The organism is Burkholderia stagnalis (assembly GCF_902830275.1).
In the GTDB taxonomy this organism is placed as follows: Bacteria; Pseudomonadota; Gammaproteobacteria; order Burkholderiales; family Burkholderiaceae; genus Burkholderia; species Burkholderia stagnalis.
In genome coordinates this window covers 38,491-49,903 of record NZ_CADESW010000032.1, presented here as the reverse complement: position 1 = coordinate 49,903, position 11,413 = coordinate 38,491, and the positions used below count along the sequence as shown (strand labels likewise).

General features: G+C 68.1%; 10 protein-coding genes and 1 pseudogene. 5 read left to right on the top strand and 6 right to left on the bottom strand.

Annotated features, from left to right (window positions below; genetic code table 11):
* The coding region (locus HWY45_RS34010) for a transposase (protein WP_150999185.1) at positions 1 to 342 on the top strand (342 nt) is incomplete at its 5' end.
* A 39-nt stretch (positions 343 to 381) separates the two neighbouring features.
* On the opposite strand, the pseudogene HWY45_RS34005 reads toward HWY45_RS34010, so the two are convergent.
* Together HWY45_RS34005 and HWY45_RS34000 are read right to left on the bottom strand one after the other, a co-directional pair.
* Positions 382 to 828, bottom strand: a pseudogene (locus HWY45_RS34005) (cysteine hydrolase family protein); the annotation flags it as partial.
* A gap of 208 nt (positions 829 to 1,036) precedes the next feature.
* The gene (locus tag HWY45_RS34000; RefSeq protein WP_059881075.1) at positions 1,037 to 1,927 is read right to left on the bottom strand and encodes a LysR family transcriptional regulator; all 891 of its coding nucleotides are present in this window, start codon (positions 1,925 to 1,927) and stop codon (positions 1,037 to 1,039) included.
* A gap of 99 nt (positions 1,928 to 2,026) precedes the next feature.
* Here HWY45_RS34000 and HWY45_RS33995 point away from each other — a divergent pair, with 99 nt between their 5' ends.
* From HWY45_RS33995 to plcR, 4 genes are all read left to right on the top strand, one after another.
* Positions 2,027 to 2,467: a PACE efflux transporter gene (locus HWY45_RS33995; protein WP_059563769.1), complete on the top strand. Its 441-nt coding sequence runs from the start codon at positions 2,027 to 2,029 to the stop codon at positions 2,465 to 2,467.
* Between the two features lie 89 nt (positions 2,468 to 2,556).
* Positions 2,557 to 3,567: a Gfo/Idh/MocA family protein gene (locus HWY45_RS33990; protein WP_059881083.1), complete on the top strand. Its 1,011-nt coding sequence runs from the start codon at positions 2,557 to 2,559 to the stop codon at positions 3,565 to 3,567.
* Positions 3,568 to 3,762: 195 nt separating this feature from the next.
* Positions 3,763 to 5,919: a phosphocholine-specific phospholipase C gene (locus HWY45_RS33985; RefSeq protein ID WP_059881073.1), complete on the top strand. Its 2,157-nt coding sequence runs from the start codon at positions 3,763 to 3,765 to the stop codon at positions 5,917 to 5,919.
* On the top strand, positions 5,916 to 6,515 hold the full coding sequence (gene plcR, locus HWY45_RS33980; RefSeq protein ID WP_081069733.1) for a phospholipase C accessory protein PlcR: 600 nt from the start codon (positions 5,916 to 5,918) through the stop codon (positions 6,513 to 6,515). The genes HWY45_RS33985 and plcR overlap by 4 nt, the downstream gene beginning before the upstream one ends.
* 76 nt (positions 6,516 to 6,591) lie before the next feature.
* On the opposite strand, the gene HWY45_RS33975 is transcribed toward plcR, so the two are convergent.
* From HWY45_RS33975 to HWY45_RS33960, 4 genes are all read right to left on the bottom strand, one after another.
* The gene (locus HWY45_RS33975; RefSeq protein WP_059563772.1) at positions 6,592 to 7,446 is read right to left on the bottom strand and encodes an alpha/beta fold hydrolase; all 855 of its coding nucleotides are present in this window, start codon (positions 7,444 to 7,446) and stop codon (positions 6,592 to 6,594) included.
* 268 nt (positions 7,447 to 7,714) lie between these two features.
* A complete protein-coding gene (locus HWY45_RS33970; RefSeq protein WP_059563773.1) occupies positions 7,715 to 8,044 on the bottom strand; it encodes a DUF3579 domain-containing protein in 330 nt (109 codons plus the stop codon).
* A gap of 81 nt (positions 8,045 to 8,125) precedes the next feature.
* A complete protein-coding gene (locus HWY45_RS33965) occupies positions 8,126 to 9,490 on the bottom strand; it encodes a sigma-54-dependent transcriptional regulator (RefSeq protein ID WP_059563774.1) in 1,365 nt (454 codons plus the stop codon).
* Positions 9,480 to 11,363, bottom strand: a complete 1,884-nt coding sequence (locus HWY45_RS33960) for a sensor histidine kinase (RefSeq protein WP_059881069.1) — start codon at positions 11,361 to 11,363, stop codon at positions 9,480 to 9,482. Before HWY45_RS33960 ends, HWY45_RS33965 begins: the two co-directional genes overlap by 11 nt.
* Positions 11,364 to 11,413 lie beyond the last annotated feature (50 nt).

Sequence of the window (11,413 nt, the reverse complement as noted above, 5' to 3'; positions counted from 1 at the left end):
GTGGCGCTGGACGCGTTCGATACGAGCCCGTGGGGTACTAAATACCCTCCGATTGCCGCGCTCTGGCGCCGAGCCTGGGATCAGGTGATTCCGTTCTACGCCTTCGCGCCGGATATCCGGAAAATCGTATATACGACCAACGCGATCGAGTCGCTGCACATGCAGCTTCGGAAGATCATCAAGGCGCGCGGCCACTTCCCGTCAGATGAGGCCGCGCTCAAACTGATCTGGCTGGCGCTGCGCAACGTCGTGGCCAAGTGGACCGGTTCCCGGCACGATTGGAAGAGCGCCATGACCCAGTTCGCGCTGCTTTACCCGGAACGATTCAACATCGGAGTCTGAATCTCAACCCGCCTCACACACGGAATTCCGGATACCTCCCGCGTCGCTCGCATACGCGACCGACGACAGCACGACACCGGTCGACGCAATGCCGACCATGATCAGCGTATCGACGCCTTGCGCGGACAGTCGCACCGCCAGATCGGTGCCGAAGAACACGCTGGCCCGGTGCGCGGCGATCAGCGGTTCGTGGGCCTGCCGGCCCAGTTCGGGCGCGGTCCGGTCTTCGACGAAGAGCCCCAGCCGCTTGATGCCTTGCCCGTTCTTGTTCAGCGGGCTGACTTCCGGATAGCCCGGACTGAAACGCAGGTTGGCGAAATACACGCCGACGCCCTTGGCCCGCGCGGCGTCGCAGAGCTGGCGCGTATTGGCGAGCAAGGCCGGCGCGACGGATGGAAAGAGCCCGAGTATGTCGGTCTGGTAATGCATGACGACGAGCGCGGTTTGCGACGGCGTGATCGGGCGGTTGATTTCGTCGGTTGTCATGGCGCCACCTCTTTCCGGTTCGTGACGGATGCTGTCATTCGCGTCTCCTTCAGGTCGATACGTGGTTCATTTTCGCAACCTGGAAATAGTACGTCATGTGGTCGGGAGAACGACCGGCCCGGCATTCGTGTCGCAACTAACGGCCTATCCCTACCGGCGCCCGCGAACTGACGCGCGCGGCGCTGCCGCGGTCGTTAGCCCGCGATCGTCAGCCCACCGCACCAGTCGCCCTTAGCGCCCGCACCAGCTCGCCCGCCGCCTTGCCGAGCCCCGTGTGCTTCGGCAGGCGCAGATAAACGGGCAGCGTCAAACCGTTGCGAATATTCGCGAATGCCAGTCGCGCGAGCTCGCCGGCGTCGACATGACGTCCGATCACGGATTCCGGCAAGTTCGCCCAGCCGTGGCCGGCCTTCACGAGCGCGATCGCGGTGGCCATGTCGTCGACCTTCCACGTGCGGCTGCCGATCACGGGCCGGATATCGGTCAGCGGCGTATCGGCATCGGCGATCACGATCTGCCGGAAGCCCGCCAGCCGCTCGATCGCTTCCGGCCGCGCGCCATCTGCAATCAACGGATGGCCCGGCGCGGCGACCGCGACGAGCGTCTCGGCCCACAGCGCATGAATCTGCTCCTGCGGATGGAGATCGAGCCCGCCGTACGCGACGCACAGGTCCACCGCGGAGCGATGCAGCGCGTCGACGATCACGTCCTGCGGCGCCGTCGTGACGCTGATCGCCAGCGCCGGGTAGGTTGAGGCGACGGCGGTCAGCGCCTGCGCGACGGGCGCGCCGTCGATCTCGGCGGCAAGGCCGATGCGCAGCGTGTCCTCGACGCCCGCGGACAGGTGCTGCGCATGCGCGCGCAATGCTTGCAGCCGTTCGGCGATCGACCGCGCGTCGGGCAGCAAGGCCGTCATCGCCGCAGTGGGCGTGGGTTCGCGCGTGCCGCGGTCGAACAGCGCGAGGCCCAGCTCGGCCTCGAGATTCGCGATGGCCATGCTGACGGCCGACGGCGTGCGGCCGAGCGCGCGCGCGGCGGCGGAGAAGGAGCCTTTGTCGATGACGGTCAGCAGCATGTCGATGTGGTCGCTGGTGAGCACGAGACGCCTCCTGTAAGCAGAATTGAAAGGACCTGACTTTTGCGGACGGCCGCCTCGCTGTTAGTCTCGGCGCCTTGTTCGATTCGCAGGTGAGTGGTCATGCAAGGCTGGAAGAGACGCATCGTCTATGTCGTGCTGTTCGAGGTGCTCGGCATCCTGGTCGCGTCCGCGACGCTGGGTGCGCTGAGCGGCGCGGGCGCCGCGAAAAGCGGCATGCTGGGGGTGATGATCTCGACGACGGGCGTCGTCGTCAATTTCCTGTACAACCTCGCGTTCGAGGCATGGGAGCGGCGTCGCGCGGCGACCACCCGCTCGGTCGGGCGCCGCGTGCTGCACGCGATCGGGTTCCAGGTCGCGCTCGTGACGTTCCTGATCCCGCTGATCGCGTGGTGGCTCGACGTGTCGCTGCTTCAGGCGTTCCTGTACGACGCCGTGCTGATCGTGTTCTTCCCGATCTTCACGTTCGTCTACAACTGGTCGTTCGACGCCGTGTTCGGGCTGCCGGACGCGGTGACGCGCCACGCCGAACCGCAGGCGTAGGCCGCACGCTCGCGTCCTGCGCGGCCGGCGACGCGCGTATATTGGCACGAATCGAAAGCGTATCGCAGGTCGATCGAATGGAAGAACGCATGACGGAAGTACGCTGGGGCATCATCGGCTGCGGCGCGGTGACCGAAGTGAAGAGCGGCCCGGCCTTCGGGAAGGTGGCCAACTCGCGCCTGGTTGCCGTCATGCGCCGCGATGCCCGGCTGGCGGCGGATTACGCGAGTCGGCATCACGTCCCGCGCTGGTACGCGGATGCCACCGGCCTCATCGAGGATCCGGAAGTCAACGCGGTGTATGTGGCGACGCCGCCGAACATGCACAAGGCATACGCGATCCGGTGCATGGAGGCGGGCAAGCCCGTGTACGTCGAAAAACCGATGGCCCTGAATGCGCAGGAGTGCGCGGAGATGCTCGCGGCATCGAGGGCCAACGGCACGCCGCTGTTTGTCGCCTATTACCGCCGACGTCTGCCCCGCTTCCTGAAGATCCGCGAGCTGATCGCGTCGGGCGCCTGTATCGGAACGCCCCGGTTCGTCACCTGCATGCTTCATCGGCCGCTCGAAGCGCGATACCGGAACCCGGCCGAGCTTCCGTGGACGGTCATGCCGGACATCTCGGGCGGCGGCCTCTTCGTCGATCTGGCGTGCCATACGCTCGACATCCTCGATTTCCTGTTCGGCGAAATCACGTCGGTGCGCGGGCATGCCAGTTCGCAGTCGAATGCCTATCCTGCGGAAGACTGCGTATCGATGTCGTTCCTCTTCCGCAACGGCATGCACGGCTGCGGGATGTGGAATTTCGCGTGCCATGAGCGGTACGACGAGGTTCGCGTGGTCGGCAGCGAAGGGCAAATCAAGTTTGCGACGTTCGGCGACGGGGACATCGTCGTCACGCGGCCGGGCGAACCCGAGCAGCGATTCGCGATCGGGAATCCCGTGCATATCCAGCAACCGCTGATCGAATGCGTGGTCCGGAGCCTGACAGGGGAAAGCGCTCACCCGCCTGACCTGGCGCCCGAGCATGCGGCTCGAACCAGCTGGGTCATGGATCAGGTGCTGAACGAATACCGACTCAGCCAGCACCTGCGCGCCTGACTGGCGCGGCCACCGGCCGCATCGAAGGACGATTGGTAGAAGACTTCTAATGTCGCAATCGTCTGGTTTTTCGTCGCGGCTTAACAAAATTGTCCGATCGCGCTTCCTAGAATTCGACGAAACGATGTGACGCGCGGCTTCGTTGCGCGCTCACCCATTCCATCCCGTGAGCCAAAAAACGAGGAGAGTGTGTCGATGTCGCGACTCGATCGTCGTACGTTCCTGATCCGCTCGGCCCAGGCCGCCGGTGCTTCGGCACTCGCGGCCGCGGTGCCCGAATCCATCCGGCGCGCGCTCGCCGTCGAGCCGGCCCGCGTGACCGGAACGATCCGCGACGTGCAGCACATCGTCGTGCTGATGCAGGAGAACCGCGCGTTCGACCATTACTTCGGGACCTTCCCGGGCGTGCGCGGCTTCAACGATCCGCGCGCGGTCGCACGCCCCGACGGCAAGGCGATCTGGTATCAGAACTACAAGGGCCGCGACTACGTGCCCTGGCACCTCGACACGTCGAAGACGTGGGCGCAGTGGATGACGTCCGAATACCACGACTGGGATCCGTTCCACCAGCTGTGGAACGAGGGCCGCAACGACAAGTGGATGGCCGTGCAGTGGCCCGAGGCGATGGGCTATTTCAAGCGCACTGACCTGCCTTACTACTATCCGCTCGCGAACGCGTTCACGATCTGCGATGCGTATCACCAGTCGATGATGGGGCCCACCAACCCGAACCGGCTGTACCTGATGACGGGCCGCGCGTCGCCGAACCCCGACGGCAGCCAGGTCGCGACGTCCAACTTCATGGGCGACCGCACCGGCACGGTGTCGTGGACAACCTTCCCGGAACGCCTGCAGCAGGCCGGCATCGACTGGCGGATCTACCAGGAAGGCGGCGTCGGCTCGTATCGGGACGTGTGGAATGTCGTGTCGAGCCGCTACTGGATCGACAACACGAACAATTTCGATTGCAACGCGCTGGCGTGGTTCGCGCAATTCAAGTCGGCACCGACGAGCTCGCCGCTGTACCAGCGCGGGATGACCGCGCGCGGCATCGCGTCGCTGCGCGACGACGTGCTCGCCGACCGCCTGCCGCAGGTGTCGTGGATCGTGCCGCCGTTCTCGTCGTCCGAGCATCCGTGGTGGGGGCCGTCGTTCGGCGAGGAGTTCGTGTCGCGGATCCTCGATGCGCTCACGTCGAACCCGGCCGTGTGGGCGAAGACGGTGTTCCTGCTCTGCTACGACGAAGGCGACGGCTTTTACGATCATGTGACGGCGCCCGTGCCGCCGTGGAAGGCCGGCAAGGGGCTGTCGACGGTCAGCGTCGAAGGCGAGATCGAGCAGCAGTCGGGGCTGCCGATCGGGCTCGGCACGCGCGTGCCGCTGATCGCGATCTCGCCGTGGTCGAAGGGCGGGTGGACCTGCTCCGAGGTGTTCGACCACACGTCGGTGATCCGCTTCATCGAGAAGTGCTTCGTCGACGATCATCCGGGCGTCTACGAAACCAACATCACGCCGTGGCGCCGCGCAGTGTGCGGCGACCTGAGCTCGGCGTTCGATTTCGCGGGGGACGCCGATGCCGCGGTGCCTGCCGACTTGCTCAACCTGACCGCGACCAAGGCGCAGCTCGACAATGCGTACTGGGTCCAGTACTACCTCGCGAAGCCGAGCTATCCGGCGGGCTACCCGGCCGAGAACGCGCCGCTGCCCGTGCAGGAGCCGGGCCAGCGCAAACTGCGCCCGGTGCCGTACGAGCTGTTCGTCGAGGCCGCGCTCGACGTGCGCGCGGGCGTGCTGAACGTGAGCTTCGCGAACAACGGCAAGGCGCTGCCCGGCAACGCGGCCGGCACGTCGGCCGCGGTGTTCCACGTGCACGACGCGCTCGCGCAGAACGGCCCGCGCTTCTACACGATCCAGAACGGCCGCGTGCTGAGCGACCAATGGTGGCCGGTGCGCGATACGCAGGGGCGCTACGATCTCGCCGCATACGGCCCGAACGGCTTCTATCGCCGCTTCAAGGGCGGCGCGACGGCGAGCGCGGCGCTGCTCGACGTGAGCGTCGCGTATCGCGTCGACGGCGGGCTCGTCGTGCGGATGCGCAACGCCGGCAACGCGCGGCTCACCGCGACGATCACGGACAACGGCTACGGTGTCGCGCCGCGCGCCGGCGCCATCGAGCCGGGCGCGACGGTCGAGACGGTGTGGAACCTGGCCGGAAGCGGCGGCTGGTACGACCTGAGCGTGACGGTCGACGCGGATGCGGACTATCTGCGCGCGCTGGCCGGCCACGTCGAGACGGGCGCGGCCAGCATCACCGATCCGCTATTCGCGCGCGTCACCGGGAGCGCAGCATGAGCCGCGATCGCGTGTTGTGGGGGGGCGTGGTGCTGGCGGCGGGCACCGTCGCATCGGCCGCCGTGTTGTGGACCAGCCGCCTGGACGCCGCGCGGCCAGCCGATTCTCCACCTGCCCTTCAACAGGAAACCCGCATGACGAACGCTTCGACTGCCTCGCCCGCCGACTTCCACACGCAGTTCGACGGCTATGCGCACGACCGCGCGACGCTCGGCGCTGCCGAGCGGCAGGCGCGCGCGCGCGAACTGCTCGCGCGTTTGCGCGCCGGCGCGGATGCGGGGGCGCTCGATCCGCACGAAGCGTCCGGCATCGCGGATCTGCTGTGGCAGGACGCGGAACCCGATGCGGCCGCGCGTCGCGCGGGCAGCGATGCGCTGCGCGAGCACCTGCGCGATCTCGCGATGGGCGCGCGTGCGCCGTCGCCGGCGCGCGAGCGGCAGGACGCGGCCTATGTGGCGGAGAGCCGCAAGATCATCGACGAGGTGACGCGCACCGTGCCGGACCGCGAGCAGCAGCGTGCAGCGCTCGATATGCGGCTCGCGGAATTGCGCAGGCAGATCTACGGGACGGCGGCGCCGGCGACGCACGGCGGTTGAGCGCGGCAGGCACCGGGCGCGCATCGCGCGGCCCGGTCGCGTTTCGGAGGGAATGGGCGCACGGCCTGAAGAACGCTTACGCGGCGACGAATTCGTGCACGTAGCGATTGAACACGCCCGGCGCCGCGGCGTTCATGCCGTGCGACGCACCGGCGACGGTCTGCCGTTGCGCGCCGCCGATCCACTGCGCGAGCGTCTCGACGTTGTGGCGGAACATCTTCGGGCTGCGCTGCCCGTCGATCAGCAGCGTGGGGCACGCGATGTCGGCGGCCGCGCCGCGCGTATACGCAGGCAGCGCGTCGCGCAGCTGCTTCGGCAGCGTGCTCGCGTTGTCGATCGCCATCGTGCGGAAGCGCGACGTGCTCTTCTTCCACGCGCCGGGGATGCTGACCGAATCGACGAACATCTCGAGCCCGGCCTCGACGTCGCCGTGCTCGATCAGGCTCACGGCTTTCGTGCGCAGCGCGATCGCGGCCGGCGGCAGCTTCGCTTCCTCGCGCACGCCGTCCTGCTGCAACGGGCCGCCCGGATCGGCGAGCGTCAGCGTCGCGACGAGATCGGGGCGATGGCGTGCGACGTTGAACGCAACGCTGCCGCCGCGCGAGTGGCCGACCAGGTGCACGGGGCCGAGATCGAGCGCGTCGATGAATTCGGCCAACTCGTCGACGTGGTTCTGCCACGCGAACTCGTTCTGGATGCCTGCCTCGACGGCCGGCCAGTAGTGGCTGAGGCTCGGCGCGATGCAGTGGTAGTGCGCGGACAGCGACGCGAGCTGCGCGTCCCAGTAGCGGTAATCGCAGAGCGATCCATGGACGAAGATCATCGGCGCGCCCGTGCCCTTCTCGACGTAAGGCAGGCTGATGCCTGACGACAGCGTCGCAAATTGCAGGTCGGGGTTCGCGAGCACCGAAGGCTCGATTCGCATGTTCATGAGTGAAAAACTCGCAGGTGCGTCATCACGTCGCAACTATGCCCGACGGCGGCGTTTAAGAAAAATGGATAATTCTCATTGCATCGATCAATTTCCTTGATACCAACACCGCAAACCCCTGTCGTAGAAAGGGCCTTCAGCCCGGCGATCAATTGGTCTGATGATTGCGCGCGGGCCGAGCGGCGGCGTGCCGCGGGCCGGTGAGCCCGGCGCGGCAGCGAAGCGGGAGAGGGGGGAGAAGCGGGAAAAGCGGGCGGCCGGTCCGCCGTCAGCGGGCCGCCAAAGCGGGCGCGGGGCGGGCGTCGACCGGCAGGTCGTTGTCGCGGGCGAACTGCATCACGAACGCGAATGCGTCGGGGCATACGGCCTGCAGTTCATGCGAGACGAGCAGGCACTTGGCGCCGCTGTCGACGACAGGCGTCGCGAGCCGCGTGAGCGCGCTCGGAAAGCCCGGCCGCTTCTCGCCGACGAACAGCGTGATGACGCCCGCGAGGCGCTCGGGCCAGTCGCCGGGCCGGAACGTCTTCTGCGCGTGCGTGATGCCCCGGATCAGGTAGCCGTCGAGCTGGCCTGCGTCGGTGAGGGTGATGCGATCCATGCGTATTCCGATCCTCGTTCGCGTTGCGTGGGCAGCCGCGCGTGGCCACGGCATGCCCGATTCGATATGCGTGAACAGGCCCTAAGCATCGCCGCCGTCGGCCGCCGCGTCGCCGCGCGCGGGAATCTTCAGGTTGCGCAGCTTGTGATAGAGCGTCTTCTTCGGCATCCCGAGTTCGACGCTGGCGTCCGCCACGTTGCCGTTGTGCCGGCGCAGCATGTCCTCGATCAGCATCCGCTCGAAATATGCGAGCTGCTCCGCGAGCGTGCCGCCCTTCGCGGCGGCGCCGCCGGCCGACAGCAGGCTGTCGCCGGTCAGCCCGAGCACGAAGCGGTCGGCGACGTTCTGCAGTTCGCGCACGTTGCCGGGCCACTGGTGCGTCATCAGTTCGGAAACCTGCGCAGCGGACACCACGGGCGCCGGCTGCCCGAACCGCCGCGCGGCCGCGAGCACGAAGTGCTCGAACAGCAGCGGCACGTCCTCGCGCCGCTCGCGCAGCGGCGGCAGCTCGATCTGCGCGACGTTCAGCCGGTACAGCAGGTCGGCGCGAAAGCGCCCGTCGGCCGCGAGCTCGGCGAGGTCCGCCTTCGACGCGGCGACCACGCGGCAATCGACCGGAATCAGCTCGTTCGCGCCGAGCCGCTCGATCACGCGCTCCTGCAGCACGCGCAGCATCTTGACCTGCAGCGCGATCGGCATCGTTTCGATTTCGTCGAGGAACAGCGTGCCGCCGTGCGCCCACTCGATCTTGCCGATGCGCTTCTTGATCGCGCCGGTGAACGCGCCGGCCTCGTGGCCGAACAGCTCGCTTTCGAACACCTGCTCCGGCAGCCCGCCGCAGTTCAGCGCGACGAAATGCGCGTCGCGCCGGCCGCCGAAGTCGTGCAGGCTGCGCGCGATCAGCTCCTTGCCGGTGCCCGTCTCGCCGGTGATCAGCACCGACACCGACGTATCGGCGAGCCGCAGGATCTTCTTGCGCACGTCGGCCATCGCCGGCGACTTGCCGAGCACGAACGCCTCGATGCCCTGCCAGTTGTGCAGCGCCGCGCGCAGCCCTTGCACCTCGAGCGTGAGGCGCCGCTTCTCGACCGCGCGCGCGACCCGCCCGGCGATCACGTCGGACGAGAACGGCTTCTCGATGAAGTCGTACGCGCCCACCTGCATCGCGCCGACGGCCGTCGAGATGTCCGCGTGGCCGCTGATCAGCACGACCGGGATCTGCGCGTCGACCGCCATCACGCGGTCGAGCAGCTGCAGCCCGTCGATGCCCGGCATCCGCACGTCCGACACGATCACGATCGGCGCGCCCGGCGCGACGTGTTCCAGCGCGTCGGCAGCCGACGCAAACGCGCTCACCGGAAACCCGGCGAGCGCGACGGCCTGCTCGACGCCGATCCGGACGTTCTCATCGTCCTCGACGACCAGCACCCGAATCTCATCTTCCATGGTCTGTCCTTTGCGGCGTGGCCGCCGCGAATTCGATACTGAACTGCGCGCCGCCTTCGTCGCGGTTGGCCGCGCCGATCTTCGCGCCGAACCCCTCGACGATGCGCGACGTGATCGCGAGGCCGAGCCCGAGGCCCTGGCCGCGCGGCTTGGTCGTGACGAACGGCTCGAACAGGTGCGCGAGCACGTCCGGCGCGATGCCCGCGCCGCTGTCGGCGATCGTGAAGCGCACGCGGCCGTGCGCGTCCGGCCCGTGCGCGGCGATGACGATCTCGCGCCGGGCCGCATCATGCACCGCGTCGAGCGCGTTGCCCAGCAGGTTCACGATCACCTGCTGCAACTGGCTCGATTCCGCGTATACGGTCGTGCCCGGCGGAATCCGCACGTCGAGCGTCACGCCCTCGTCGCGAATCCGCGCGTCGTAGATGAGCCGCGCATGCGCGACCGCCTCGGCCAGCGACACCGCGACGCGCTCGATATCCGGCTTGCGCGCGAACGTCTTCAGCTCGCCGGTCAGCACGGCCATGCTGTCGACGAGCTTGCCGATGCGTTCGAGATTGGCGAGCGCCTGCGCCGGCTGGCTGCGCTCGAAGAACGTGCGCGCGTTGTCGCACAGCGTGCGGATCGCGACGAGCGGCTGGTTCAGCTCGTGCGTGAGGCCCGCGGCCATCTGTCCGAGCACCGCGAGCTTGCCCGCGTGCACGACTTCCTGCTGCGAATCGCGCAGGCGCTGTTCGGTGCGTTCGCGCTCGACGATCTCCTGCTGCATCCGTTCGTTCGCGGCCGTCAGCGCGGCCGTGCGCTGCGCGACGGTCAGCTCGAGCTGGTCGTTCGCGCGCCGCAGCGCGTCCTGCGCGTTGAGCCGCGCGGCGATCGTGCGGCGCCGCTGGATCGCGTAGGCGGCATAGAGCGCGGCGATCAGGAATACGCCCGTCACGAACGCGAACGCCATCTGCTGCTGGCGGCGCGCGCCCGACACGTCGAGCAGCACCATCAGCGAATCGCCGGCCTGCGGCGCGGGCCGCGACATCACGAGATAGCGTGCGGTGCGCCCCGCATGGCGCAGGTCCGGAAACACGCCGAGCCACGCGGCGGCGTTGCGCTCGTCGGTGCGCCGGTAGGGCAGCGCCTCGACCGTGCGGCCCGCGTATTGCCGCGAGGCCTGGATGTCGCTCTGCTGCTGCGCGGTGATCGGCCGCAGCGCGGCGAATTTCCATTCGGGTTCGGTCGAGATCACGATCACGCCGTTGCGGTCGACCACCATCGCCGCGACGCCGGGCGCGCGCCACGCCGATTGGAGCGCGTCGACGCTTACCTTGACGGCGGCGGCGCCGAGCGTCGCGCCGTCGTCGCGCACCGCGCTCGCGAAGTAGAGGCCGGGGATGCCCGTGTTGGTGCCGATGCCGAAGAAGCGGCCGCTGCCGTGCGCGAGCGCGTCCTTGAAGTACGGCCGGTACGACACGTTGGTGCCGACGAAGCTGACCGGCTGGTTCCAGTTGCTGGCCGCGATCACCGAGCCCTGCAGGTCGATCACGTCGGCGGCGCCGCTGCCCGCATCGCGGTTGACGGCTTCGAGATAGGTGTTGACGGTGTGCAGCAGGCCGGGCGCGTCATGCGGCGTGGCTTTCAGCAGCGCGCGCACGCTGTCCTGGCGGGCGATCAGCACGGGCATCATCTCGTAGCGCCCGAGCTCGCTCTTCAGGCTCGCCGCATACAGGTCGAGCCGGTGCGCGCCGGTTTCCTCCAGGCCGTCGATCGCGCGATCCCACGCGAACTCGACCGCGGCGGCCGTCACGCCGACATACAGCGCCGCGGCCGCCGCCCAGCCCCACCATGCGATTCCCTTGTAACGCTTCTGCACATTCGCCCTCATCGATGCCCGTCGCCGGCCCGCCGGATGTGCGCGCGCCGCGCGCCGGGCGA